A 25248-nucleotide genomic window follows, 5' to 3' on the forward strand; every position below is an offset into this window, starting at 1 on the left:
CAGCCTCGCGTCCTAACGTCGGAGTCATGGCTATCGAACTGAACCGACCGGCGCTGAAGCTCGCGCGTTCCCTCGTCCGCGACGGCAAGGTCGTGCGGGACGAACGCGACGACTGGTCCGAGGCGGCGCCCAGCGCCGAAGAAGAGAACCGCTTCATCGACGAGCACGGGTGGACGGAGTTCGCCCACTGGCATCTCGGCATCGACAAGAGCGAGAACCTCGAGACGAAGAAGGCGTACAGCTTTCCGTTCGGCGACTTCCGGAAGGTGCGTCGTTCCGGCGTGATCTCGGGGGAGAGCCGCGCCGGGCAGTATGACCACACGGAGATCAGGGACGAGCTGCGGAAGCTCCTCGAGCTCCTCGACTCCGAGGCCTGACACCTTCCATGAGCGCTCCGGAGACAGCAGAGCAGGCGGACGGCACCGAGCCCTACGCCCGCGCCCTGCGAACCGTGCTCGACGGGGAGAGCGAGCGCGTCGCCGCCGCGCTCGGTGACCTACATCGGGCCGCCGTCGAAGCGGAGAGCGGTGTGGAAGCGATCCTCATCGACGTCTTCGTCGACCAGGACGGCGAGGGCCCCTTCGACGTCTGGGCGCGGTTCGACGGGGCCGACGCCTTCGACCTGGACCGGCTGTTCGACGACCAGCGCCACCTGTTCGGTGTGGAGTGGACCGCGGACGGCTGGGAGCCCGCGGTGCCCTCGCGCCCGCGCGGATGGACGCGGGATCGCCTGGAGGAAGCCGTCCTCGTGGTCGTCGCCGAATGGATAGAAGGCCTGCTCCCGGCCGGCGCGAGGGAGGGCCTCTTCTGGGTGGGTGCTCCCGATCTCGGCTACGCCTGACCCGCTCCTGACCGTCCCATCCGGCTCCGGAACCTAGCGGCTCGGCGAGGTCTCCTCAAGCCCCTCGGCGACTCAGAGTCCAGCCGGGAGACTGGGGGCAGCCCGATCGAAGGAGGAGACATGGAATCGACACCCGACGACGTCGGCGGTCAGCCGCTGCGCGACGGCGACGCGACCACCGAGGCCGACCCGAGCAACGATCCCGCGCAGGCGGAATGGGAGCGCACGGAAGCCCTCGACGACGGTGCGGCACCGGAGGATCTGGAGGCGTCGACCGCCACCGGCCGTGATCCCGACGAGATCCCGGACCCCGACGACGAGGTGCCGGCGGAGGACCTGCCGGGTTCCGCGCCGCAGCCGGAGAGCCAGGGAGAGGACCCGGTCCTCGCCGATCTCGGCGAAGAAGGACAGGGCGACCTGGGGCCGGGGGACGTCTGATGGCCATCACGGCAGTCGTCACCCGGTCGAAGAACGGGCAATGGGTCAACGAGGTGGACGGCGCCCCCGAACTCTCTCGCAGCTACACCAGCCGCGACGAGGCGATCGAGGAGGGGGAAGCCCTCGCGGCGGAGCACGGTGCCCGCCATGAGATCGAGCACAGTGAGCCGACGGGCACGATCACCGACGGCGGCGCACCCGACGACGCCTGATCGTCACCGCCGCGGCGTGAACTCGTCCGGAGCCTCCGGCTCCTCGACATCCTGCGGCTGCTGGAGGTGTCCGCATTCCGGACACCTCCAGCCGCCGTGGATGGCGAGCATCACGACATCGTCCTCCGGGCAATGCGGTGCCGCCCCCTCGCCGTTCGTCATCGCCCCAGGCTAGAGCTCCCGGTCCGTCGGGACCAGGGGGTGCTCACCGCAGGACCACGAGCTCCCGCGTCGTACGGGTCATGGCGACGTAGCGGTCGACCGCTCCCGTCCGGCCCTCGCCGAGCGCCTCCGGGCGCACCAGGACGACGAGATCGAACTCGAGTCCCTTCGCCCCTTCCGGCCTCAGCGTGCGCACCCGGGGCCGCGGAGCGAACCCCGGGTCGCCGATGACGGCGGCGACTCCCTCCGGGTTCGCTGCGAGCCATTCCGCCACCACCTCGTCGCGCTCGGCCACGGCCCCGTGCCGGACCGGGATGCCGCTCTCCCGCACGGACACCGGGACGTTGGCGTCGGGCAGAGCCTGGCGGATGGTCGGCGCGGCCACCGCCATCACCTCGGCAGGCGTCCGGTAGTTCACCCGGAGCGAGGCGACCCGCACGTTCCGCAGACCGAGGCGTTCGAGGCGATCCTCCCACGACTCCGTGAACGCCCTCCGTGCTTGGGCTCGGTCGCCCACCACCGTGAAGCTGCGTGACGGACACCGTGCGATCAAGGTGCGCCACTGCGCGTCGGTGAGCTCCTGTGCCTCATCCACGACGATGTGCCCGAACGGGCAGGCGAGCTCGTCCGGGGGGAGCGGAGGAGGAACGTCCGCTCCGGCGAGGACGTTCCGCGCATCCTCACCCCGCAGGATGGACATCACCTTCATCTCGCTGTCGTCGCCTGCGACGAGGTGGTCCACCACGGCGGACATCTGCTCCCGCGCCGCGGCGGCCGTGACCTGTCGGCGGTGCTGCTCGCGCACGAGGTCGGGGTCGCCCAGCCGACGGTGCGCGGCATCGAGCAGGGGAAGGTCGGCGTCCGTCCACGGCGCCCCCTCTGCGCGGTGCAGCAAGGCGAGCTCCTCCGCCGGGAGATCCGGCGCGCACCGGGCGAGCAGCGCCGGAGACGCCCACAGGGCGGCGACCACCGCCGCCGGAGAGAGCAGCGGCCACGCGCGTACGAACGTCGTCGTGAGATCGTCGTCCTGCCGCAGCCACCGACGGACGGAGGACTCCGGGACCTCGGGATCGCGAACCTGGTCCACCAGCATCTCCAGCACCTCCTCCCACACCTCGTCACGAGCCTCGTTGTGCGGCGACGCGGGATCCGCACGGGCGAACAGATCGGCCCAGTCCTCTCGGCTCACCCAGAGATCGGCCCACGGCGCCTCGAGGCGGAGCGCGTGCAGCGGCGGCCGGGTGAGCTCGGAGACCGCCGCCGCGATCACCAGCTCCGGGTCGAGGCTCTGCTTGAGCTCGGCCACGCGGGAATCCGTCTCCGCGATCGCGCCCGCACCCTCGGGAGTGAGATCACGCAGAGTGCACAACCGCACCGTGTCCTCGCCGAGGCTCGGCAGCACGTCCTCGACATACCCGAGGTACTGCGGGTTCGGTCCCACGAGCAGCATGCCCCCGGCGCCGGTGGTCAGCCGCGGCTCGGCGTACAGGAGGTGCGCCGCCCGGTGCAGCGCGACGACGGTCTTCCCGGTGCCGGGGCCGCCGTCCACGACCAGAGCGCCGGGCGAAGGGGCGCGCACGATGGCATCCTGATCCGCCTGGATCGTCGCCAGCACGTCCCGCATGCGCCCGGTCCGGTGTGCCTCGAGGCTCGCGAGAAAAGCGGACTGGTCGTCGAGTGAGGCGGCGCCGTCGAGGCCCTCCGGCGACAGCGCCTCGTCCCAGTAGTCCGTGATCCTGCCTCGGTTCCACCGGTACCGTCGTCGGGAGAGGAGGCCCCGGGGGTCTTCCCAGGTCGCGGCGAAGTACGGTTCCGCTGCCGGAGCCCGCCAGTCGACCAGCAGGCGGGTGCCGTCCGCATCGGACACCCCGGCGCGACCGATGTACACCGGCGGTCCGGCCGCGGGGGTCATCCGGCCCAGGCACATGTCGATGCCGTAGCGCTCCCGCAGGCGCAGCGTCGCGCTGAGGCGGCGGATCTCCAGGTCGCGATCGACCGCCGTGACGCCCGCGTCGGCGGCCTGCCGGCGCACGAGGGCGAGACGAGCGGTCAGGGCGTCCCGTTCCCGGGACAGAGCGGCGCCGAGGCGCCGGACGTGGGCGCGGTCGGCGGCGATGAGGTCGTCTGCGGATTTCGCCGCGTGGTCGTCGGACAGATCAAAGGGGTCGAGCACGGGACATCTCCTTCGCGAGGGCATGCGGGGGCACGCGAGCCGTCGATTCTGCCTCCCGAGGGGGGCCTTGTGGCAAGCCCCCACCCCGGCGATATCCTGGAGATGCACGGAGACGAGGGGACCTCACCATGACCCATCGGATCGGCTACCTCATCGGCAGCCTCGCATCGGACTCGATCAATCGCGTCCTGGCCACGGCGCTCGTACGGCTCGCCCCGCCGGACCTCGAACTCGTGGAGATCCCGATCCGTGACCTCCCCCTCTACAACCGCGACGACGAGCTCGAACCCGTCGCTGCGGTCACCGCGTTCAAGAGCGCGATCGAAGGGTCGGACGGTCTGCTTCTCGTCTCGCCGGAGTACAACCGCTCGATCCCCGGGGCACTGAAGAACGCCATCGACTGGGGCTCGCGACCCTGGGGTCACAACTCGTTCGCACGCAAACCCACCGGCATCATCGGCGCCTCGACGGGAGCCATCGGCACCGCGGTCATGCAGTCGTCGATGCGGAGCGTGCTGAGCTTCCTCAACGCGCCGCAGCTGAACGCCCCGGAGGCGTACATCACGTTCCGGCCCGAGGTCTTCGGCGCCGACGGTCAGGTGCACGACGCCGACACCGAGAAGTTCCTCGCGCACTACATGGAGGAGTACGCGGCGTTCGTCGAGCGGGTGCTGTCGCTCACCGCTCCGGGTCACGTCGGCGACCGGTAGCCGCCGCGCTCGCCGCGTCAGGAAGGCGCGTCCGCCACGAGCGCGCTCAACGCCAGGGCGTCGTGAGGCGCGTGCCCGCGGGCGTCGTTGTCGAAGTACACGAAGACGTCGCGTGGTTTCCCGTCGTCGGCGCCGGTCCCGTCGGCCCACCCGCGGATGAGCGCCGCCCACTCCCGCAGCTCGGTCTCGGTGTAGGCGCTGTGATAGAGCATCTGCGCGCCATGGAGACGGATGTAGACGAAGTCCGCGGTGAGCGCATCGAATCGCGGCCATTTGCCTGCGGTGTCGGCGATGACGAGGGAAACCCCGTGCTGCCGCAGGTGCCTCAGGCTCGAGGGGTCGGCGAAGGAATCGGAACGCGGTTCGAGGGCGTAGCGGAGCGGGCGGTCGGCATCGATCTCCAGCCACGCCCGGTCCTGCAGCCGCTCGTCATGCCGCCGGGCGAGCGCGAGAGCGTCGGCCGTCGTCCGCGGAAGCGCGTCGAAGAAGGACTCCAGGAGATCCGGGTCGAAGCGCTGGCGCTCGGGGAGCTGCCACAGGATCGGGCCGAGGCGGGGACCGAGGGCGAGGACGCCCGACGCGAAGAAGTTCGCCAGTGCCTGCTCGACGTTCCGCAGTCGCAGCATGTGGCTGACGTAGCGTGAGCCCTTGACCGCGAACACGAAGTCGTCGGGAACGCTCGCGGCCCACCGGCGGTAGCTCTCGGGCCGCTGCAGAGAGTAGAACGAGCCGTTGAGCTCGACGGTGGGGAACTGCGATCCGATGTGCTCCAGCTCTCGACGCTGCGGGAGGCCGCGCGGGTAGAAGTCGCCGCGCCACCGGGCGTACCGCCACCCGGAGACGCCGATGCGTACCCGGCCCTGCGTGCTCTTCCTCTTCATGGCCGGCTCCGTCGGGTCAAGCCCCTTGCCGCTGTCGTGCGGCCTCGGCAGGCTGGAGGCATCCACACCGAAGGAGGACGAGCCATGTCGCTCAATGACCATCCGATCGACGATGTGAAGCCCGAGGCCGACCTGCAGGAGCAGGAGCGGCTTGCCGAGGAGGTTCCCGAGGATCCGGAAGCGCCGACCCCCGCGGCGCCGGAGCCGCACCCCATCGAGGCGGACCCGGCGGACGCCGCGGAGCAGCGCATCGAAGTGCCGCTGGATGAGGACGGCCTCGACGAGCCCGCCGACGACTGACGGCCTCCGGCAGCATGTGCGCCCGGGCGGCGTTCGAGACAGGGGAGAGGCGTCATGACGAACGACCGTAGTCCGAGCGGTGCGTGCCCTCGCCGGGGTTGACGCTCAGCGGGACGATGGCTAGCCGCGGGGTATGCCCTCTCGACGGGACCGCCCCAACCCGGTGCTGCCGAGAGGGCTCACCGTCCTACCCGGACGGTTGGGGAGGCGGCGAAGTCTCGCTGTCTCTACGGCCGATCCCCCAGAGATTCAGCCGGTAGCCCCCGCTACGAAGAGCAGAATATCCCTTAATCCTCTTGTCCGCCATTTGGGGGACAAAAGTTTCTTCGAAAAATTCTGCGCGGCTCCCGGCCCTGTCGCCGATACGGACCGTTCCGTAGGGTGGGGACATGGACAGGATGCTCGTCTTCGCCGGTCAGGTCGCGCTCCCGGTCGGGCACCGGGTCGAGGTCTCCGAACTCGTCGACCCCCAGACGCAGGATCCCGTCGTCCTGTCGCTGCTCGACCTGGACACCGGTATCCGCTACCGCCGCGCCGAGGAGCCCCGAGCCGAGGTGACGCACTGGATCGGCCGTGTCCTCGACTGCACGGTGGCGGTGGGCGTCGCTCCGCGGACGTCGCTGCTCATCGATCCCATCGGGCCGTCGGCCAGCGGCGCGGGCATCGCTCTGCGCGGCGCGGATGCGGCAGTCAACGCGGCCAAGGCGGAGGCGGATCGCTGGGGTGGCTCGGACCGTCCCCCGCCGGAGGAGCCCGAACGCTTCTGGTGACCGCCGGAGGTCGGGCCCTCTCCCGCACCGGAGTCATCGGAAGTCCCGCGAGCGGTGCATGACCCCTGTGCGGAGGTCTTCGAAGGCGTCGGCGAGCACATTGACGACCCCCTCCGGGGAGCGCTCGAGGATGCCGCGGATGATGAGCGCCGGGGACTCCCGGGCGATGCGACCGAACCGGCCCCAGACCCCCGTCGAGCAGATCACGTTCACCAACCCGCTCTCGTCCTCGAGGTTGACGAAGGTGACGCCGGCGGCCGTGGCGGGGCGCTGTCGATGGGTGACGAGACCGGCCACCTCGACGCGTCGTCCGGTCTCGTGGCGCTGCAGGTCTGCGGCCGTCAGGACGCCGCGAGCCCGGAGGTCGTCGCGGAAGTGCGTCATCGGGTGGTCGTCGGTCGAGATGCCCGTGGCCCAGAGATCGGCCGAGAGGCGCTCGTAGCTGGTCTGGTCGGCGAACAGCGGCGGCTGCACCGCCACCGTGGTCCCCGGGAGGAATCGGGCGCGGTCTTCCGCAGCGGCCCCGGCGAGCCAGATGGCCTCCCGGCGCTCCAACCCGAGGCACGCGAAGGCTCCGGCGGTGGCGAGGGCCTCCAACTGCGCGGCCGTGGCGTCGGTCCGGCGCACGAGGTCGTGCAGATCGCGGTAAGGGCCGTGCGCTTCCCGCTCGGCGACGATGCGCTCTGCCATCGGCACTCCGATCCCGCGGATGCCGCTGAGCCCCAGGCGCACCGCGTACCGTCCGTCCCGCCGGTGCGCCGCGGACTCGTCCGGTGCGCTCCGGTCGAACCGATGCACGGGCGGCTGCGGGTCGGCCAGGCAGTCGTCCCTCCCGGTCGTCCCTGCGGCGTCGGGCGTGAGGGGTTCGAGGGTCTCGGTGGCGCCGGAGAGGTGGAGATCCGGGCGCCGGACCTCCACGCCGTGCCGACGGGCATCCGCCGTGAGGGTCGCGGGGGAGTAGAAGCCCATCGGCTGCGACCGCAGCAGGCCCGCGAGGAACGCGGCCGGATAGTGCAGCTTCAACCATGAGCTCGCGTAGACGAGCAGGGCGAAGGACAGCGAATGGGACTCCGCGAAGCCGAAGTTCGAGAACGCCTGGATCTGCGCGTAGATCCGGTCGGCGGCCTCGTCGACGAGCCCGCGGCGGGCCATCCCGGCGTACAGCTTGTCCCTGACCTTCTCGATCTTCTCCAGACCCCGCTTCGACCCCATCGCCCGGCGCAGCAGGTCGGCCTCGTCGGCCGTGCAGTCCCCGACGGCCGTGGCCATCTGGATGAGCTGCTCCTGGAAGATGGGGATGCCGAGTGTCCGCTCGAGGATGTCCTCGAGGTCGCTGTGCGGGTAGGGGATGGGGAACTCCTCCGGGGGCTCGCCCCTGGCCTCCCGTTCCCGGTTGGCCTCGTCCACCTTGTCCTTCGCCATCTTCCGACGGACGAACGGGTGCACGGCGCCGCCCTGGATGGGCCCGGGGCGGATGAGGGCGATCTGGATGGCGAGGTCGTAGAAGCGCCGCGGCTGCAGCCGCGGGAGCAGCCCGATCTGCGCGCGGGACTCCACCTGGAAGACGCCGATCGAATCGGCCCGACAGAGCATGTCATAGACGCCGGCCTCCTCCTTCGGCAGGGTCTCCAGCGTCCACTCCTCGCCCGTCGCCTCCCGGACCAGGTCGAAGCAGTGCTGCAGCGCCGCGAGCATGCCCAGGCCGAGGAGGTCGAACTTCACCAGCCCCATGAAGGCGGCGTCGTCCTTGTCCCACTGGATGACGGTGCGGTCCTCCATGCGGGCGTGCTCGACCGGCACCACCTCGCCGACCGGCCGGGCCGTGAGGACCATGCCGCCCGAGTGGATCCCCAGGTGCCGCGGAGCCTTCAGCAGCTCGGCTGCGTAGTCGAGCACGGTCTCGGGGATGTCGTGGCCCTCGACGGGTTCGAGTCCCGATCCCCAGCCGTCCACCTGCCGCGACCAGGAGTCCTGCTGCCCCGGGGAGTGCCCCAGGGCTCTGGCCATGTCGCGGACCGCGTTCTTCGGACGGTACTGGATGACGTTCGCCACCTGGGCCGCCCGCTCCCTGCCGTACTCCCGATAGACCCACTGGATGATCTCCTCCCGGCGCCGTGAGTCGAAGTCCACGTCGATGTCCGGCTCCTCCGTGCGGGTGGTGGCGAGGAAGCGCTCGAAGGGGAGACGGTAGAGGATCGGATCGACCGCGGTGATGCCCAGCAGGTAGCAGACCGCGCTCGCCGCCGCGGAACCCCGGCCCTGGCAGAGGATGCCGCGTCGCCGGGCTTCCGCCACGATGCCGTGCACGATGAGGAAGTATCCGGGGAAGTCCTTCTCCTCGATCACGTCGAGCTCGCGGGCGATGCGCCGACGGCCGTCCTCGTCCAGCCGCGGATACTTCGACGGAACCGCCTCCCAGACCAGGTGCCGCAGCCAACTCATCGGGGTGTGTCCCGTCGGCACGTCCTGGCGGGGGAGGGCCGGGCGCGCCATCCAAAGTGGGAAGGCCGAGGCCGCAGCCAGCTCTAGGCCGTGCGAGATCGCACCGGGGTACCGCCGGAAGCGCGCCGTCATCTCCGCGCCGCTGCGCAGGTGCGCGCCGCCATGGGCCGGGAGCCAGCCGTCGAGCTCGTCCATGCTCCGGACCGCGCGGACCGCGGCCACCGCCTCGGCGAGAGGGGCCTGATCCGGGCGGGCGTAGTGCACGTTGTTGGTCGCCACGACGGGCAGCCGCATCCGGCGGGCGAGGTCGGCCAGGTCGTCGTTGCGCCGGGTGTCCAGCGGATCGCCGTGGTCGAAGAGCTCGACGGCGATGTTGTCGCGTCCGAAGAGGTCGACGAGGTGGCGCAGCGGCGCGGCGGCGTCCCCGGCCTCCAGCCCCTGTCGTACCGCCCCCTTGCGGCAGCCGGTGAGGATCGTCCAGTGCCCGTCGGCGGTCGCCGCGAGCTCGTCGAGATCGTAGACCGGGCGTCCCTTCTCTCCGCCGCGGAGCTGGGCCGCAGTGATCGCCCCCGACAGGCGGTGGTACCCCTCGAGGCCCCGGGCGAGCACGAGCAGATGCGTGCCCGGCGGGTCGGCGGCCCCCTGCGGAGCGGAGGGGAGGTCGAGGGAGAGCTCGGCGCCGTAGACGGTCTGCAGCCGCAGCTCCATGAGCTCCGCCAGCTCGGCGAAGCGCGCGGCGCCGTAGAACCCGTCGTGGTCGGTGAGCGCGAGCGCGCTCAGGCCGAGACGCTCGGCCTCCGCGAGCAGATCCTCGGGGGAGGACGCCCCGTCGAGGAAGGAGTAGGACGAGTGCGCGTGCAGCTCGGCATAGGGCACCGCCTCCTCCGGGCGCTCCGGGAGGGTCGGGGGGACGAGCTTCCGCGGACGACTCACCGGTCCGGGATCCGGGCGGAGCCCCCGCGGTGCGGAGGTCGCTTCGGGAGTGGACTCGCCGCTGAGGGTGCGCTCGAGCTGATCCCAGGTCAACGGCGGATTGTGCCAGCCCATCAGCGGTACCTCCCCTCGGCCCACCAGCGCTCGCCGGCCAGGAAGACCAGCCAGGCGCGGTCGCGGTCGTCGACGATCTGGAGCCGGTGGCCTCGTTTGCCGCCGCCCGTGCTCCACCGCCGCTCGTGCACGGGCCACGGGCCGGCCCAGGCCTGCACGGTCGCCCCGTCGATGCGGGCGGGGTCATGCGTGAGGGCGCCGCGATCGTCGACGTCGATCGTGCTCCCGTCCGCGGCGACGACGCCGATGGGGCGCGGTGGGCGGAACACCTCGGAGGGGAGAGGGTCGGGGAGGCTCCCCGGCCAGGGGGACCGTGGATCACGAGGCGGGACCGGGCGCTCGCCCCACGGCGTGAGCACCTGACGATCGGCGAGCCAGCGCCCTCCGGAGAGGGCGGCGGTGACCACGCCCTGATGCCCCAGCATGGTCTGCACCCGGGAGACCGCGTGATGCAATCGCTCATCGGTACCCGAGCCGAAGAGCCCCGGTTGGTGGTGGGCCGCATCATCCACCGCGACGGGGAGGAGGCGGGCGGCCACGATGCCCCCGAATGCCCTGGCCTCGTCGACGGGCGCGCTCGCGGTCAGGGCGGCCAGCGCCTCCAGCTGCCAGCGCACGCGGTCCACGAGGTCGGCGGCGTCGAAGCTCGTCGGGTGCAGCCAGGTGCGGGAGTGGACGGCGCCGTCGTCGTCGGTCAGGTCGATCCGCACCTCGGTGCACACGAGCGACGCGTCCGCCAGGGCGAGCATCACGGCATCGGCGGTCTGCCGCACGGCGAAGGCCACCTGGTCGGTGCCCCCGAGAGGGGACTCGAACTCGATGGTCCTGGCCAGTTCGGGGTCGGGCGGCCGGGGAGCCAGGGGCCGGGAGTCGGCGCCGGCGGCGAGGGCCTGCAGGCGGGCACCATGCTCGCCGAAGCGGTCGCGGACGTCGAGAGGGGCGAGCGCGGTGAACTCGCCGAGAGTGCGCACGCCGAGGCGGAGGAGGAGATCGCTGATCTGCTCGTCGCGGAGCACCTGCACGGGGTAGGGGGCCAGGAACTCCCGGGAGCCGCCCGGGGGCACGACCGTGCAGGACGCCGTTCCTCGGGCCGCGATCTCGGCGGTGAAGGGTCCGTCGGCGACGCCGACACGCACTTCGGGGAAGCCTGCAGCGGCGAGGACCGCGGACAGGGCTGTCGCCGCCTCGGTCTCCCCGCCGTGATAGCGGGCGATGCCGCGGGCGCGCAGGATCGCGAGGCCGGGGCGCAGCAGCGTCACACCCGGGGCGTGCTTCTCGATGAGCTGCAGCACGGGGACGAAGGCGCGTTCGTCCTTCTCGGCGTCGTGGGGGAGGACCTGCAAGGAGGAGAGGAGGCCCTGGGCGACGCGGCGGCGCTGGCCGATGCGGACGCCGTGTGCGCGGGCCGATGCGGTGCAGGCGACGACCGTGTTCGCCTGCACCAGGGCCGTCGGCGGGTGCGGGCCTCCGCCCAGCACCGCTCGCAGCGGCCAGTCGGGGAACCAGAGCACGAGGACGCGGAGCGGGGCGTTCATCCTGCCTCCGCCCAGAAGAGGAGGTCGGACGACCCGGCCACAGCATCGTCTGTCGCCACGGCGCTGCCCGTCGCAGAGGGAGCGAGCGGTGGCAGAGCGGTCAGCTCCGCGGCCGCGGTCTCCACGGCTCCGTGTCCGCCGGGCAGTCGGACGCGCACGCTCGAGGCGCGAGGGCTGTGCCTGGTCCGCGCCGTGACCGTCACCGTGCAGTCCGAGAGCAGCCCCCACCCCTCGCCGAGCCCATGCCAGTCCGGGTCGTGGAGCCGGATGGTCCCCTCGCTCTGCGCCCAGCGCCCCGCACCCGGTTCCTCCGCCACGAGCAGCGTGGACCCGCGGTCGCGCAGACGGGCACTGAGCCGGGACACATCGGCGTCGCGTGCCCTCGTCGTGGGCTGCACGACGATCAGGGGCACCACCTCGGCCAGCGCGGATGCGACGGCGAGCCAGCGGTTTCCCGGGTCGGGGACGAGGATCAGGCGGCTCAGATCGATGCCGTAGGCGGCGGCGGCCTCGACCCCCAGGGTGGGCATGCCGATCACCGCGCACCAGTGCCCGCGGCCGGAGGAGGCGCTGAGCAGGGCGAGCACGAGGGCGGGCGAGGGGGAGACGGTGTACGAGGTTCCCGTCTGCAGTCCCTCGTCCGGCAGCAGCGCGGCGAAGGCGGGATCGAGGGGGAGGAGGGTGTGCTCGCTGCGCCGCCGCTGCATCCGGCTGATCTCGCGGCGCAGTCGCAGGACCTCTCCGGCGCGGGTATCGCTGGTCGGAGAGAGCGCGGTCATCGCATCGAGCCCGATCCCCATGTGTCCATCCTCGAAGATATGTACGAATAAAGCAAGTGACGCGACTGACGCTAGTTCGTACATCCGACATCGCCCTCCGGGTTGTCCACAGGGCGCTCCGCGCCGTCCCGGATCTCCCTACCCTGCCGGGATGGACATCCGTCTCGCCCTCCTCGGCCTCGTGCACGGCGGCCTCCTCGCGATCGGCATCCTGCTGACCGTGATCGATGCGCGCACACACCGGCTCCCGAACCGCATCGTGCTGCCGACCCTGTTCCTGCTGCTCCTGGCGGCGGTCGCCGACGCCGTCGTCACCACCGACGCCGCCGCTCTGGGGCGGGGCCTGCTCGGAGCCCTCGTGCTCGGCGGCTTCTATGCGGCCCTGCGGCTGCTCAGCCGGGCGGGCATGGGCGGAGGCGATGTGAAGCTCGCCCTGGTGATCGGGCTCGTCCTCGCGTGGCACGGCTGGGGGGCCTTCCTCCTCGGCGCGGTGTCCGCCTTCGTGCTCGGAGCGGTCTACGCGCTCGTGCTCCTCGCCGCGGGCCGGGCCGATCGGAGGACCCGCATCGCCTTCGGGCCGTGGATGATCGCGGGGGCCGTCCTCGGCGTCCTCGGCGGCTGACCGCGCAGGTCGCCCCGAATGGGGGAGGGCGGCGCTACCCTGGGCACATGGCACTCGCGCGACTTCACGGCGGCCCGCTGGACGGGCAGATCATCCCCCTCGACGACGATGCGGACGACAAGCTGATCGTCCCCTACAGCGAGACGCAGGTGGTCTACAACCGCCGCGGCGAGCCGCAGAACACGGGAGAGGGCGACGGCCCCACCGAGATCGACTACTGGTTCGAGGAAGCCCTCGAAGACCTCACGCTCGAGGATGACTGAGCCCTCTCGCACCGTCGAGGTCGAGCGCAAGTACGACGTCGACGACGGGACGCCCCTGCCCGACTGGACGGCGATCCCCGGCGTCGATGCGGTCTCGCCCGGTGAGCATCGCGCTCTCGACGCCCGCTACCTGGACACCGCGGACGGAACGCTGGCCCGTGCCGGCGTCGCGGTGCGCCGTCGTTCCGGGGGACCGGACGAAGGCTGGCACATCAAGGGCCCGCGGCAGGGCGACGGCCGGGTCGAGCAGGGCTGGCCCCTCGGCGGCGAGGATGTCCCGACGGCGGTGCGCGCGGTGATCGCCGCCTGGACCACTGCGCCGCTGGAGCCTCTCGCACGCATCGAGAACGACCGAACGGCCTACCTCCTCACCGGACCGGACGGCGTCGTGGCGGAGTTCGTGGACGACCACGTGCGCGCGACCGACCTGCGCAGCGGGACTCGCCGAGCCTGGCGGGAGTGGGAGGTCGAGCTCGGCCCCGCAGGCCCCTCCGACGACGCCGGTCGTGCGGCGTTCTTCGCGGCGATCGAGCGTGCGGTGCACGCCGCCGGCGGCCGTGAGGCGGGCTCCGATTCGAAGCTCGCCCGGGCTCTCGGCTTCTAGGCCGCCGACTCCTCGGATGCAACCCCTTTCCGCGTGCGGTCGCAGGGTGGTTGAGTGACCACATGAGTCGACCGCCCGTGCTCCGATCGCTGCAGACGATCGTCCCCGAGACCGTCCTCGTGCAGGAGCAGGTGCGCGACGTCTTCGCCGCCCAGCCCGGCCTGGGACGGCTGGCGCAGCGCATCGTGGCGACGTCGTTCAACGTCTCCGGCATCGACACGCGCCACACCGTGATCGCGGAGCTGGCCGACGACGCCTCCCCGGACGACCCGTTGTTCTACGATCGCGTCTCCGGGCAGCTGCTGGCGCCGGGTACGAGGGCACGCAACGACGTCTACACGCGCGAGGCCTCCCGTCTCTTCGTCGAGGTCGCGCGCCGCGCCCTCGAGGCGGACCCCGACCTGAGCCCGGCGGACGTGACGCACGTCATCACGGTCTCCTGCACGGGCTTCCACGCCCCGGGCCCCGAGTACGAGATCGTGCGCGAGCTCGGCCTGTCCGACGCCGTCCAGCGCTATCACTTCGGCTTCATGGGGTGCTACGCCTCGATGCCGGCCCTCCGCGCCGCCGGCCAGTTCTGCGCGGCCGACGAGAACGCCGTCGTCCTCGTCGTCAGCGTCGAGCTGTGCACCCTGCACCTGCGCTCCTCCGAGGACCCGGACACCATCGTCGCCTCCTCCCTGTTCGCCGACGGGGCGGCCGCCGGGATCGTGACGGCACGGGACCTTCCCACGACCGTCCCCGCGCTCCGGCTCGACGGCTTCCACACGGCGATCGTGCCGGAGGGCGTGGACGACATGGCCTGGACGATCGGCGACTCCGGCTTCGAGATGATCCTCTCCACCGCCGTCCCGCAGATCATCGGCGAGTCGATCATCGGGGCACTCGCGCCGCTCTACGGGCGGGAGGACGGCTTGGCGGAGGCCTTCGCCGCCGGGCGGGTGGGCGACCGGGTGCGCCACTGGGCGATCCACCCCGGCGGGCGGAGCATCCTCGATCGCGTGCAGGAGCGGATGGCGCTGAGTGACGGGCAGTTGCGACCGGCGCGGGAGACGCTCCGGGAGTACGGGAACATGTCGAGTGCGACCGTGCTGTTCGTGCTGAAGCGCATCCTCGAGCAGGAGGATGCGGAACCCGGCGACCGCGTGGCGGCGATGGCCTTCGGCCCGGGGCTCACCGCCGAGAGCGCGCTGCTGACCGTCGTCGCGCCCGCACCGTGAGCGTGGATCTGTCGGCGCGCGCCGTCGACCTCGTCGAGCTCATGGACGACCCCGCCGCCGACGAGGAGGCACTCGGTCGCACGTACCGGCGCTTCAGCGCCGTGAACGCGGTCGTCTCGCGCCCCGGGCGGCTGTATCGGCGGGACATCCGCCCGCGGGCGGTCGCCGGGCGTCCGCTGCGCATCCTCGACATCGGCGCCGGCGGGGGAGACCTGTGCCGCGACCTCGTCCGGAGACTGCGACGCGACGGCCTCCGCGCCGACATCACCGCTCTGGACGCCGACGAGCGTGCGATCCGCTGGGCCTCGGCGCACGACGACGGCGCAGGCATCCACTATCGCCATGCGCTCTCCGGCGACCTCGTGGCGGCGGGCGACACCTATGACGTCGTGCTCTCCAACCACGTCCTCCACCACCTCGACGCCGCAGCACTGCACGCGGTGCTCGACGACTCCCGTGCGCTGGTGGGTGACCGTGGACTCATCTCCCACCACGACATCGCCCGCAGCCGCCTGGCCTACGGGGCGTTCGCGGCAGGAACCTGGCCGTTCGCGCGGAACCTCCTCGCCGGGTCCTTCATCCGGGTCGACGGTCTCCTGAGCATCCGCCGCTCGTACACTCCGCAGGAGCTCGCGGCCGTCGCCCCGCCGGGCTGGGAGGTGCGCTCGCACCTGCCCGCTCGTCTGGAGCTGCGCTGGGAGGGTGCGGATGGTCGACCATGACGTCCTCGTGGTCGGGGGCGGTCCGGTCGGGCTGCTCCTCGCCTGTCTCGTCGCGCAGGACGGTCGTCGGGTGCGCGTATGCGAGCGTCGCGCCGAGCCGGGCCTGCAGACGCGGGCGATCGGGATCCATCGTCCGGGGCTCGATGCCCTCGACGCCGCCGGAGTGGGCGCCGACGTCCGCTCCGCAGCGCTCCGCCTGTCGAGCGGCGAGGTCCGCAGCCGCGGGCGACGGCTCGCCGCCCTGACCTTCCCTCCCGAGCGTCCCATCCTCACGCTGGCGCAGCCCCGCACCGAGGAGCTGCTGCGCGACCGCCTGCGGACGCTGCGACCCGATGCGCTGCAGTTCGGCTCCGCCGTCCGGTCCGTCCAGGACGAGGGTCCGCTCGTCCGGGTCGGGATCGACGGTGAGCACGGGCCCGTCGAGGAGACGGCATCGGTCGTGGTGGTCGCCGACGGCGTGCGGAGTGCTCTGCGGGCGGCGTTCGGCGCCGGCTGGGGTCGGCGGTCGGGGAGTGCCGGCTACGCGATGCTCGACGTCGACGATCCGCAGGCCGACGATCGCGCCGTGCTGTACTTCGAGCCGGACGGTCTCGTCGAGTCCTTCCCGCTGCCGGGTGGACGGCGCCGCTGGGTGGTGCGCGAAGACGGCGACCGGGCGGTGGCGTCCGCCGGCGAGCTGGCGGACATCGTCGGGCGCCGGACGGGGAACCTCCTCGACGTGGACCCCGCGGCGGCGGTGTCGTCGTTCCGCGCCGCTCAGCACGCGGCTCGGCGGCTGCACCGCGGACGGATCGTCCTGCTCGGGGACGCCGCGCACGAGGTGAGCCCCATCGGCGGCCAGGGCATGAACCTCGGCTGGGCGGATGCGCTCCGGCTGGCGGCCGCGTTGCGCCGGACCGACCGGGGCGCCGTCCCGGTCCTGGACGGCTTCGCCCGGGAGGTCCAGCGGACCGCGCGGAAGGCGCATCGTCGTTCTGCGTTCTTCATGGCGATGGGGGCTCCGGCGATCGCGCCGGTCGTCGCTGCGCGGGAGGGCCTGGTCGGCGTGCTCGGCTCCTCGACGCTGCGCGGGTGGACCACCGGCCTCATCACCATGCGCGGTCTGTGACGCGAGAAGGCCCGATCCGCGATGCGCGGACCGGGCCTTCTCGAGGCGTCGGATCAGAAGTTGATCATGTGGCCGGCGAGGCCGTGGAAGCCCTCCTGCAGCGCCTCCGACAGCGTCGGGTGCGTGTGCACGTTGCGGGCCAGCTCGAGAGCCGTGAGGTCCCACTTCTGTGCGAGCGTGAGCTCGGGAAGCAGCTCCGACACGTCGGGGCCGATCATGTGCGCGCCGATGAGCTCCAGGTGCTCGGCGTCGGCGATGAGCTTGACGAAGCCGACCGGCTCGCCGAGGCCGTGGGCCTTGCCGTTGGCCATGAACGGGAAGGTCGCGACCTTGATCTCGCGCCCCTCGTCCTTGGCCTGCTGCTCGGTGAGTCCGAACGAGGCCACCTGCGGCGAGCAGAACGTCGCCCGCGGCATCATGCGGTAGTCGCCCAGCGTCATGGTCTCGGCGCCGCCGATGGTCTCGGCCGCGACGACGCCCTGCGCCTCGGCGACGTGGGCGAGCTGCAGCTTGGCGGTGACGTCGCCGATGGCGTAGATGCCCTCGACGTTCGTGCGCATGTGGTCGTCGATGTCGATCGCGCCGCGCTCCGTGAGCTTCACACCCGTCTTGTCGAGTCCGAAGCCCTCGACGTTCGGGGCGAACCCGACCGACATGAGCACCTTGTCGGCCTCGATCGACGCCTGCTGGCCGTCCTTGCCCGTGTACGAGACGGTCACCGAGGAGCCGTTGTCGACGACCGACTCGACCTTGGTGGAGGTGAGGATGTCGACGCCGTAGTTCTTGTACTGCTTGGTGATCTCCTTCGACACGTCGGCGTCCTCGTTGGGGAGGGCACGGTCGAGGAACTCGATGATCGTGACCTTCACGCCGTAGTTCGTCATCACGTAGGCGAACTCCATGCCGATGGCGCCGGCGCCGACGATCACGATGGACTTCGGCAGCTCACGGGAGAGGATCTGCTCCTCGTAGGTCACGACGTTGTCGCTGAGCTGCACTCCCGGGAGCAGGCGCACCTTGGAGCCGGTCGCGATGATCACGTTGTCGAACGTGACCTCTTCGGTGGAGCCGTCCGCCTTCGCGACGGAGATGGCCTTGGGGCCGGTGAAGGTGCCGCGGCCGTCGTACTCGGTCACCTTGTTCTTCTTCATGAGGAAGTGGATGCCCTTGACCCGGCCGTCCGCGACGACGCGGCTGCGGTCGAACGCCTTGCCGTAGTCGATCGTGAACTCTCCGGAGATCCCGAAGAAGTCGGCCTTGTGGTTCAGGGTGTGCGCGATCTCCGCGTTCTTCAGGAGCGCCTTGGAAGGGATGCAGCCGACGTTGAGGCAGACACCACCCCAGTACTTCTCCTCGATGATCGCGGTGGACAGGCCGAGCTGTGCGCTGCGAACCGCAGCGACGTATCCGCCAGGACCTGCACCAAGGATGACGACGTCGTAGTGTGGCATGCCTTAAGCCTATCGCTCCGAGGGGGCGTCGGAATCGGTCGGAGCGGGGCGCCGACGACCGCGCAGGGTGAGCCAGATGACGAGGGCGAGCACCGCGAGCGCGCCGAGGATCACGAGCACCCAAATCCACGCCGGAGCGGCTCCGGCGTCTTCTCCGGCGTCCGGCGTCGTCGTCGCGGTCGCCTCGGGGGTGGCGGTCTGCTCCGTCGTCGGTGCTGCCGTCGGGGGAGCGGTGGTGGGCTCGTCCGTCGCGGCGCCCTCGTCGCCGACGGTGACGGTGAAGGAGAACTTGCCGGACGTGGGGTGGCCGTCGCTCGAGACGACCCTCCACACGACGCGGTACTCGCCGGCGGGCCCCGAACCGGTCAGGGGCTGGGTCACGATCGCGCCGTCGACCGTCGGGGCGCCGTCGATCACGGACTCGCCGGCCGGATCGGTGACGGTGAGCTCCGTCGCACCCTCCCCGTCGATGAGCTTGGCGCTGAACGTCAGGGTCAGCTCCGCCGGCAGGGTCTCCACGCTGCTGTCCGCCGCGGGCGACGACGACACGAGGGCGTCGTGGGCCGAGGCCGACAGCGGGGAGAAGAGGACGAGGAACGCGGCGAGGAGGGTGGCCGCGAGGGCGATCGGGGCCGCCGTGCGGCGCAGGGCTGTGGTCTTCACGAGTCCAGCCTATGAATCCCCGGTATGGGACCGCTGAGTGCGAAAGCGGCCTCCCGCGCACCCCTTCGGATCGGATAGTCTGGACGACCAGGAGGGCACAGTGACAGACAGCGACAGCCGACCGGCCGGTGAAGCCGCCATCCATCGCTCCGGCGAGCCGAGACACGATGTGACGCAGACGTTCGGACACGATTCCGATCTGTCGTTCGTGCCGTTCGGCGTGGAGTTGACCGATGTCGAGCAGTCGGCCATCGCGGCGCTGCCCTCGGGCTCCGCGCTGCTGCTCGTCCGCTCCGGCGCCCTCGCCGGCGCCCGATACCTCCTCGACACCGACGTCACCACCGTCGGTCGTCACCCGGAGGCCGACATCTTCTTCGACGACGTCACGGTGTCCCGTCGTCACGCGGAGATCACCCGTACCGGGACGACGTTCGAGATCATCGACCAGCGCTCCCTCAACGGCACCTACGTGAATGGGGAGCGCGTCGATCGCAGCGCCCTCGCGGACGGCTCCGAGCTGCGCGTCGGCAAGTTCCGTCTGAACTTCTTCGCTTCTCCGCTCGACCGCGCGGCGAACGCCTGATGGCGGCGACTCCCGCCCGCGAACGCTCGGCGTCCGCGGGCCTGCTGAGTATCGGTCAGGTGCTCGCCCGCCTCACCCCGGAGTTCCCCGACCTGACCTCCAGCAAGCTGCGGTTCCTCGAGGTGCAGGGCATCGTCCGCCCCTCCCGCACCGAATCCGGCTACCGCAAGTTCTCCGCGTCCGACATCGAGCGGCTGCGCCTGGGCCTCACGCTGCAGCGGGATCACTACCTTCCGCTCAGCGTGATCCGCGAGCAGCTCGATGAGGCGGAGGCGTCCGGCGAGACCGCCGCGCTCGCGCCGCCGCCCTCCATCGCCCCTGCGCCGCGTCGGTACCGCCGTGAGGAGCTGCTCGCCGCGGCGGGCGCGGGACCACAGCTGCTCAACGACGCGATCAGCACGGGTGTCATCACCGCCCAGGAGACGTACCCGGAATCCACCGTCGCGCTGCTCCGCGGGCTCGTCGCCCTCGATCGGCATGGCATCGAGCCTCGGCACCTGCGCTCCCTGCGGCAGGGCGCCGAGCGCGAGGTGTCGCTCATCGAGTCGGCGCTCTCCACGCTGCTGCGCCGCACGGACGCGGCGTCCCGTGCTCGTGCCAACGAATTGGCCCCGGAGCTGGCCACGCGGATCGACGATGTGCGGACGCTCTTCGTGAAGGACGCGCTCACCCGGATCCTTTCGTAACGAACTGATTGCGACACACCTTCGGCGTCGCACGGATGTCGTTGCCGGTGCCGGGACCCTGCTCTACCGTGGAGATAACCGTTCCAGGGAGGATTTCAGATGAATGCGGATGAGCTCGCAGGCGACCCGCGGTTCGTGACCGAACTCCTCTTCACGGACGGTCTGCCCGCGATGGACGACGAGGTCGGCTACCGCGGCGCCGTGGCGGCCCGTGCCGCCGGCATCACCTACCGTCAGCTGGACTACTGGGCCCGCACCGAGCTCGTGGAGCCCACCGTGCGCGGTGCGAACGGCTCCGGATCGCAGCGCCTCTACGGCTTCCGCGACATCCTCGTGCTCAAGCTCGTCAAGAGCCTGCTCGACACCGGCATCTCCCTGCAGCAGATCCGCACCGCGGTGGACGAGCTCCGCCGTGCGGGTATCCGCGACCTCGCCGGCACGACCCTCATGAGCGACGGCGCTTCCGTCTACCTCTGCACGTCGAACGACGAGGTGATCGACCTCGTCAGCCGCGGCCAGGGCGTGTTCGGCATCGCGGTGGGAAAGGTCCTCCGCGAGGTGGAGTCGACGCTCGTCGCGTTCGATCCGACCGCACCGGACCCCGTCGACGAGCTGTCGGCACGTCGCGCCAAGCGCACCGCCTGACGCGTCCCCTCCCGCTTCACGAAGAACGGCCACCCTCGAAGAGGATGGCCGTTTCGTCATTCCGCGGGGTCAGCTCTGCGGTCCGTTCTCCGGCACCGGGACGCGGCCCGTGCGGATGATGCGGTCGAGGAGCTGGTCGAAGTCGGCGGCGAGCTCCTGTGCGGAGTCGCCGGGCCAGATGTGCAGAGGCTTCGCGGCGCCCTGGGCCTGCTGGAGCGAGGTGCGCTCGGGCAGCTGGGGCGAGAGCACGAGGGGACCGAACATGTCCCGCAGCTCCTTGATGCGGAACTGGTGCTCGATCGACTGCGGACGGACGCGGTTGACCACGATGCCCAGCGGCTGGAGGCGCGGGGAGAGGCCCCGGCGGATCTCCTCGATCGCGCGGAGCGCACGGTCCGCCGCGGCCACGGAGAAGAGGCCGGGCTCGGTGACGACCATGACGCGGTCGCTGGCGGCCCACGCCGTTCGCGTCAGGGCGTTCAGCGACGGGGCGCAGTCGATGAGCACGAGGTCGTAGTCGGCCTCAACTGCCGCGAGGGCCTCCTCGAGCTTCCACACGTCGCGGACGCTCGGGTGCGGGCCGTCGAAGTTGATGGCGGACGGACTGCCGATCAGCACGTCGATCGTGCCGGGGTGGACCTTTGCCCAGCCGCTGGAGGTGATCGCCTGACGGACGGTCTTCTCCTTCGGGTTCGCCAGCACATCGGCGATGTTGAGTCGTCCCGCGACCTGGATGTCCATCCCGGTGGAGACGTCGGACTGCGGGTCGAGGTCGACGACGAGCGTCCGGACACCCCGGGCGAAAGCCGCGGAGGCCAGCCCGAGTGTCACGGTCGTCTTGCCGACGCCTCCCTTGAGAGAGCTGACGCTGAGTACGTGCACGGACTCCACGTTACCTTCCCCTAGGCTGGGGGAACACTCAGCCCCGCCCCATGTGCGTGCTTCGGCCGTGCATCGAGCTCTCAGAGGTGTGCATGTTCCAGAAGATCCTTGTGGCGAATCGTGGCGAGATCGCGATCCGGGCATTCCGAGCGGCCGTGGAGGTGGGGGCGCGCACCGTCGCCGTCTTCCCGCACGAGGACCGCGGCTCGGTCCACAGGCTCAAGGCCGACGAGGCCTACGAGATCGGCGAGCGCGGCCATCCGGTCCGCGCCTACCTCGATGTCGACGAGATCATCCGCGTCGCGACCGAGGCCGGCGCCGACGCCATTTACCCCGGTTACGGCTTCCTCTCGGAGAACCCCGAGCTGGCGGAGAAGGCCGCGGCGAACGGCATCGTGTTCATCGGGCCGCCGGCGAAGGTCCTCGAGATGGCCGGCAACAAGGTGGAGGCGAAGCGCCACGCCGTCGAAGCGGGCGTCCCCGTGCTCCGGTCCACCGAGGCCTCGGACGACGTCGACGCCCTGGTCGCCCAGGCGGAGGAGATCGGGTTCCCCCTCTTCGCCAAGGCGGTGGCCGGGGGAGGCGGCCGCGGCATGCGGCGCGTCGAGACGATGGGCGATCTCGGCCCTGCCCTCGCCGAGGCCATGCGGGAGGCCGGCAGCGCCTTCGGCGACCCCCGCATGTTCCTCGAGCAGGCCGTCGTGCGGCCCCGGCACATCGAGGTGCAGATCCTCGCGGACAAGACCGGTGAGACGGTGCACCTGTTCGAGCGGGACTGCTCGGTGCAGCGGCGGCATCAGAAGGTCGTCGAGATCGCTCCCGCCCCCAACCTCGACGACGACGTGCGCCAGGCCCTGCACGGCTACGCCGTCGCGTTCGCCCGCTCGATCGGCTACGAGAACGCGGGGACCGTCGAGTTCCTCCTGGAGACGGCGGGGGAGCGCGCCGGCGAGGTCGTGTTCATCGAGATGAACCCGCGCATCCAGGTCGAGCACACGGTGACCGAGGAGGTCACCGATGTCGACCTCGTGCAGAGCCAGATGCGCATCGCCGCGGGGCAGAGCCTCGCCGAGCTGGGACTGCAGCAGGAGAACCTGCACCTGCGCGGTGCCGCACTGCAGTGCCGCATCACCACGGAGGACCCGACGCAGGGCTTCCGTCCCGACACCGGGAAGATCACGACCTACCGCTCGCCCGGCGGCGCGGGGATCCGCCTGGACGGCGGCACCGTGCACCAGGGCGCTCAGATCAGCCCGCACTTCGACTCGATGCTTGCGAAGCTCACGTGCCGCGGACGCGACTTCCCGGCCGCCGTCGCCCGCGCGCGCCGTGCCCTCGCCGAGTTCCGCATCCGCGGCGTCTCCACGAACATCCCCTTCCTCCAGGCGCTGCTCGACGACGAGGCGTTCATCCGGGGCGACGTCAGCACGTCCTTCATCGACGAGCGCCCGGAGCTGCTCCGCGGCCGCGAGTCGAAGGACCGCGGGACCAAGATCCTCAACTGGCTCGTCGACGTGACGGTGAACAAGCCGCACGGTGCGCATCCCGGCGTCATCGACCCCGCGACCAAACTGCCGCCGATCGACCTGGCCGCCGCACCGGCGCCCGGTTCCCGGCAGCGGCTGCTCGAGGTCGGGCCGGAGGAGTTCGCGCGCGGTCTGCGTGCGCAGAGCGCGCTCGCGATCACGGACACGACGTTCCGCGACGCGCACCAGTCGCTGCTCGCGACCCGCGTCCGCACGAAGGACCTCGTCGCCGCCGCTCCGTACCTCGCCCGGCTGACACCGGAGCTGCTGTCGGTCGAGGCCTGGGGCGGCGCCACCTACGACGTGGCGCTCCGCTTCCTGGGCGAGGACCCGTGGGAGCGGCTCGACAAGCTGCGCGCGGCCCTTCCGAACGTCGCGATCCAGATGCTGCTGCGCGGCCGGAACACGGTCGGCTACACGCCGTACCCGACGGCGGTGACCGAGGCCTTCGTCGCGGAGGCGGCGGCGAGCGGCGTCGACATCTTCCGCATCTTCGACGCGCTCAACGACGTGGAGCAGATGCGCCCCGCGATCGAGGCGGTCCGCGCCACGGGGACGGCCGTCGCGGAGGTCGCGCTCTGCTACACCGGCGATCTGCTGGATCCGGCCGAGGAGCTCTACACCCTCGACTACTACCTGGGCCTCGCGGATCAGATCGTCGCCGCGGGTGCGCACATCCTCGCGATCAAGGACATGGCGGGACTGCTCCGTCCCGCCGCCGCCGCGAAGCTCGTCTCGGCGCTCCGGGAGCGCTTCGACCTGCCCGTGCACCTGCACACCCACGACACTCCGGGCGGACAGCTCGCCACCCTCCTCGCGGCCAGCGCCGCCGGCGTCGATGCGGTGGACGCCGCGTCGGCCCCGCTGTCCGGCACGACCAGTCAGCCGTCGCTGTCGTCGCTCGTGGCCGCCCTCGCCCACACGGAGCGGGACAGCGGGATCTCCCTCGCCGCGGTCTCCGACCTGGAACCGTACTGGGAGGCGGTGCGTCGCCAGTACGCGCCGTTCGAGTCCGGGCTGCCGGGGCCCACGGGGCGCGTGTACCACCACGAGATCCCCGGCGGACAGCTGTCGAACCTCCGGCAGCAGGCGAAGGCTCTCGGCCTCGCGGACGACTTCGAGCTCATCGAGGACATGTACGCCGCCGCGGACCGCATCCTCGGACGCGTGCCGAAGGTCACCCCGTCGTCGAAGGTCGTGGGCGATCTCGCCCTGCACCTCGCCGCGGTGAAGGCCGACCCCGCAGACTTCGAGGCGAACCCCGGGAAGTACGACGTGCCGGACTCCGTGGTCGGGTTCATGGCCGGAGAGCTCGGCGACCTCCCCGGTGGCTGGCCGGAGCCCTTCCGCTCCAAGGTGCTCGCGGGGCGTTCCGTGCGCACGGGGCTCACGGCGCTGACGGAGCAGGACGAGGCGGAGCTGGCCGGGACGAGCGCGCAGCGCCGTTCACGCCTGAACACGCTGCTCTTCCCCGCCCCCACGGCCGAGTTCGCGGAGCGGCGCGAGCAGTACGGCGATCTGTCCGTGCTCGACACGAGCGACTACCTCTACGGGCTGGTCCCCGGCCAGGAGCACCTCATCGAGATCGACCGAGGGGTACAGCTCTACGTCGGTCTCGAAGCCATCGGCGAGGCGGACGACAAGGGCATGCGCACCGTGATGACGACTCTGAACGGTCAACTCCGGCCCGTGTTCGTGCGCGATCGCTCGATCGCTGTCGACGCGCACGAGGTGGAGAAGGCCGACACGTCGGTGCCCGGCCAGGTGGCCGCGCCGTTCTCCGGCGTGGTCACGCTCAAGGCCGAGGTGGGCGCGACCGTGCGGGCCGGCGAGCCGGTCGCGTCGATCGAGGCGATGAAGATGGAGGCCGCCATCACCGCCCCGGTGGACGGGGTCGTGGAGCGGCATGCCATCGCCGAGACGCAGCAGGTGGACGCGGGTGATCTTTTGGTCGTGATCCGACCGGCGCACTAATCTTGTGCG

The 25248-nt window shown here is 71.3% G+C and carries 26 protein-coding genes; 17 read left to right on the forward strand and 9 right to left on the reverse strand.

Translation table 11 applies throughout. The annotated features are described in order from the left end of the window. Window positions 1-26: 26 nt before the first annotated feature. The 4 genes from AB0300_RS03295 to AB0300_RS03310 all read left to right on the forward strand — a co-directional run bounded on the left by AB0300_RS03295 (window position 27) and on the right by AB0300_RS03310 (window position 1491). On the forward strand, window positions 27-377 hold the full coding sequence (locus AB0300_RS03295) for a hypothetical protein (RefSeq protein ID WP_303708935.1): 351 nt from the start codon (window positions 27-29) through the stop codon (window positions 375-377). A gap of 8 nt (window positions 378-385) precedes the next feature. Further along, the gene (locus AB0300_RS03300) at window positions 386-841 is read left to right on the forward strand and encodes a DUF6389 family protein (protein ID WP_366215465.1); all 456 of its coding nucleotides are present in this window, start codon (window positions 386-388) and stop codon (window positions 839-841) included. 120 nt (window positions 842-961) lie between these two features. Next, window positions 962-1279: a hypothetical protein gene (locus AB0300_RS03305; RefSeq protein WP_062764545.1), complete on the forward strand. Its 318-nt coding sequence runs from the start codon at window positions 962-964 to the stop codon at window positions 1277-1279. Continuing rightward, window positions 1279-1491 (forward strand): DUF2188 domain-containing protein, encoded by a 213-nt coding sequence (locus AB0300_RS03310; RefSeq protein ID WP_029989879.1) that lies wholly within the window; start codon window positions 1279-1281, stop codon window positions 1489-1491. Before AB0300_RS03305 ends, AB0300_RS03310 begins: the two co-directional genes overlap by 1 nt. 3 nt (window positions 1492-1494) lie before the next feature. Here the strand turns inward: AB0300_RS03310 and AB0300_RS03315 are convergent, their stop codons facing one another. Next, on the reverse strand, window positions 1495-1653 hold the full coding sequence (locus AB0300_RS03315) for a hypothetical protein (protein WP_153244972.1): 159 nt from the start codon (window positions 1651-1653) through the stop codon (window positions 1495-1497). Window positions 1654-1696: 43 nt separating this feature from the next. Next, window positions 1697-3826 (reverse strand): RNA polymerase recycling motor ATPase HelR, encoded by a 2130-nt coding sequence (gene helR / locus AB0300_RS03320; RefSeq protein ID WP_366215466.1) that lies wholly within the window; start codon window positions 3824-3826, stop codon window positions 1697-1699. Window positions 3827-3954: 128 nt separating this feature from the next. Here helR and AB0300_RS03325 point away from each other — a divergent pair, with 128 nt between their 5' ends. Next, complete coding sequence (locus tag AB0300_RS03325; RefSeq protein ID WP_338566346.1) at window positions 3955-4536, forward strand: NADPH-dependent FMN reductase; 582 nt, start codon at window positions 3955-3957, stop codon at window positions 4534-4536. Between the two features lie 17 nt (window positions 4537-4553). Here AB0300_RS03325 and AB0300_RS03330 read toward each other — a convergent pair whose 3' ends face one another. Further along, complete coding sequence (locus tag AB0300_RS03330; protein WP_366215467.1) at window positions 4554-5417, reverse strand: DUF72 domain-containing protein; 864 nt, start codon at window positions 5415-5417, stop codon at window positions 4554-4556. An 84-nt stretch (window positions 5418-5501) separates the two neighbouring features. On the opposite strand from AB0300_RS03330, the gene AB0300_RS03335 reads away from it, so the two are divergent. Together AB0300_RS03335 and AB0300_RS03340 are read left to right on the forward strand one after the other, a co-directional pair. Next, window positions 5502-5717, forward strand: coding sequence for a hypothetical protein (locus AB0300_RS03335; RefSeq protein ID WP_366215468.1), 216 nt, complete (start codon window positions 5502-5504; stop codon window positions 5715-5717). A 389-nt stretch (window positions 5718-6106) separates the two neighbouring features. Further along, window positions 6107-6487, forward strand: a complete 381-nt coding sequence (locus AB0300_RS03340; RefSeq protein WP_366215469.1) for a hypothetical protein — start codon at window positions 6107-6109, stop codon at window positions 6485-6487. 33 nt (window positions 6488-6520) lie between these two features. On the opposite strand, the gene AB0300_RS03345 is transcribed toward AB0300_RS03340, so the two are convergent. The 3 genes from AB0300_RS03345 to AB0300_RS03355 are packed head-to-tail and all read right to left on the reverse strand — an operon-like array spanning window position 6521 to window position 12311. Beyond that, window positions 6521-9976 carry an error-prone DNA polymerase gene (locus AB0300_RS03345; protein ID WP_366215470.1) on the reverse strand — a complete coding sequence of 1152 codons (3456 nt, stop codon included), beginning with the start codon at window positions 9974-9976 and terminating at the stop codon, window positions 6521-6523. Then, a complete protein-coding gene (locus tag AB0300_RS03350) occupies window positions 9976-11511 on the reverse strand; it encodes a DNA polymerase Y family protein (RefSeq protein WP_025105118.1) in 1536 nt (511 codons plus the stop codon). Before AB0300_RS03350 ends, AB0300_RS03345 begins: the two co-directional genes overlap by 1 nt. Continuing rightward, complete coding sequence (locus tag AB0300_RS03355) at window positions 11508-12311, reverse strand: hypothetical protein (protein ID WP_062764527.1); 804 nt, start codon at window positions 12309-12311, stop codon at window positions 11508-11510. Before AB0300_RS03355 ends, AB0300_RS03350 begins: the two co-directional genes overlap by 4 nt. A gap of 130 nt (window positions 12312-12441) precedes the next feature. Between AB0300_RS03355 and AB0300_RS03360 the strand changes: the two genes are divergently transcribed. From AB0300_RS03360 to AB0300_RS03385, 6 genes are all read left to right on the forward strand, one after another. Beyond that, on the forward strand, window positions 12442-12912 hold the full coding sequence (locus AB0300_RS03360; protein ID WP_025105116.1) for an A24 family peptidase: 471 nt from the start codon (window positions 12442-12444) through the stop codon (window positions 12910-12912). A gap of 47 nt (window positions 12913-12959) precedes the next feature. After that, complete coding sequence (locus tag AB0300_RS03365) at window positions 12960-13175, forward strand: hypothetical protein (protein WP_025105115.1); 216 nt, start codon at window positions 12960-12962, stop codon at window positions 13173-13175. Beyond that, on the forward strand, window positions 13168-13779 hold the full coding sequence (locus AB0300_RS03370; RefSeq protein WP_062764524.1) for a CYTH domain-containing protein: 612 nt from the start codon (window positions 13168-13170) through the stop codon (window positions 13777-13779). The genes AB0300_RS03365 and AB0300_RS03370 overlap by 8 nt, the downstream gene beginning before the upstream one ends. A 62-nt stretch (window positions 13780-13841) precedes the next feature. Further along, entirely contained in the window at window positions 13842-14999 is a 1158-nt protein-coding gene (locus AB0300_RS03375) for a type III polyketide synthase (RefSeq protein ID WP_062764521.1), read from the forward strand. Then, window positions 14996-15721 (forward strand): methyltransferase domain-containing protein, encoded by a 726-nt coding sequence (locus tag AB0300_RS03380; protein WP_025105112.1) that lies wholly within the window; start codon window positions 14996-14998, stop codon window positions 15719-15721. Before AB0300_RS03375 ends, AB0300_RS03380 begins: the two co-directional genes overlap by 4 nt. After that, window positions 15708-16829 carry an NAD(P)/FAD-dependent oxidoreductase gene (locus AB0300_RS03385; RefSeq protein WP_366215471.1) on the forward strand — a complete coding sequence of 374 codons (1122 nt, stop codon included), beginning with the start codon at window positions 15708-15710 and terminating at the stop codon, window positions 16827-16829. The genes AB0300_RS03380 and AB0300_RS03385 overlap by 14 nt, the downstream gene beginning before the upstream one ends. 53 nt (window positions 16830-16882) lie before the next feature. Here AB0300_RS03385 and lpdA read toward each other — a convergent pair whose 3' ends face one another. Then, the gene (gene lpdA, locus AB0300_RS03390; protein ID WP_025105110.1) at window positions 16883-18280 is read right to left on the reverse strand and encodes a dihydrolipoyl dehydrogenase; all 1398 of its coding nucleotides are present in this window, start codon (window positions 18278-18280) and stop codon (window positions 16883-16885) included. Between the two features lie 9 nt (window positions 18281-18289). Beyond that, the gene (locus AB0300_RS03395) at window positions 18290-18943 is read right to left on the reverse strand and encodes a copper resistance CopC family protein (RefSeq protein ID WP_025105109.1); all 654 of its coding nucleotides are present in this window, start codon (window positions 18941-18943) and stop codon (window positions 18290-18292) included. A 100-nt stretch (window positions 18944-19043) separates the two neighbouring features. Between AB0300_RS03395 and AB0300_RS03400 the strand changes: the two genes are divergently transcribed. The 3 genes from AB0300_RS03400 to AB0300_RS03410 all read left to right on the forward strand — a co-directional run bounded on the left by AB0300_RS03400 (window position 19044) and on the right by AB0300_RS03410 (window position 20857). Further along, window positions 19044-19526 (forward strand): FHA domain-containing protein, encoded by a 483-nt coding sequence (locus AB0300_RS03400; RefSeq protein ID WP_025105108.1) that lies wholly within the window; start codon window positions 19044-19046, stop codon window positions 19524-19526. Then, window positions 19526-20212: a MerR family transcriptional regulator gene (locus tag AB0300_RS03405; protein ID WP_062633956.1), complete on the forward strand. Its 687-nt coding sequence runs from the start codon at window positions 19526-19528 to the stop codon at window positions 20210-20212. Before AB0300_RS03400 ends, AB0300_RS03405 begins: the two co-directional genes overlap by 1 nt. A gap of 99 nt (window positions 20213-20311) precedes the next feature. After that, window positions 20312-20857, forward strand: a complete 546-nt coding sequence (locus tag AB0300_RS03410) for a MerR family transcriptional regulator (protein WP_025105106.1) — start codon at window positions 20312-20314, stop codon at window positions 20855-20857. A gap of 69 nt (window positions 20858-20926) precedes the next feature. Here AB0300_RS03410 and AB0300_RS03415 read toward each other — a convergent pair whose 3' ends face one another. Beyond that, on the reverse strand, window positions 20927-21739 hold the full coding sequence (locus AB0300_RS03415) for a ParA family protein (RefSeq protein WP_025105105.1): 813 nt from the start codon (window positions 21737-21739) through the stop codon (window positions 20927-20929). A 92-nt stretch (window positions 21740-21831) separates the two neighbouring features. On the opposite strand from AB0300_RS03415, the gene AB0300_RS03420 reads away from it, so the two are divergent. After that, window positions 21832-25239, forward strand: a complete 3408-nt coding sequence (locus tag AB0300_RS03420; RefSeq protein WP_062766917.1) for a pyruvate carboxylase — start codon at window positions 21832-21834, stop codon at window positions 25237-25239. Window positions 25240-25248 lie beyond the last annotated feature (9 nt).

This window comes from Microbacterium sp. NPDC078814 (genome assembly GCF_040702645.1).
Classification (GTDB): Bacteria; Actinomycetota; Actinomycetes; order Actinomycetales; family Microbacteriaceae; genus Microbacterium.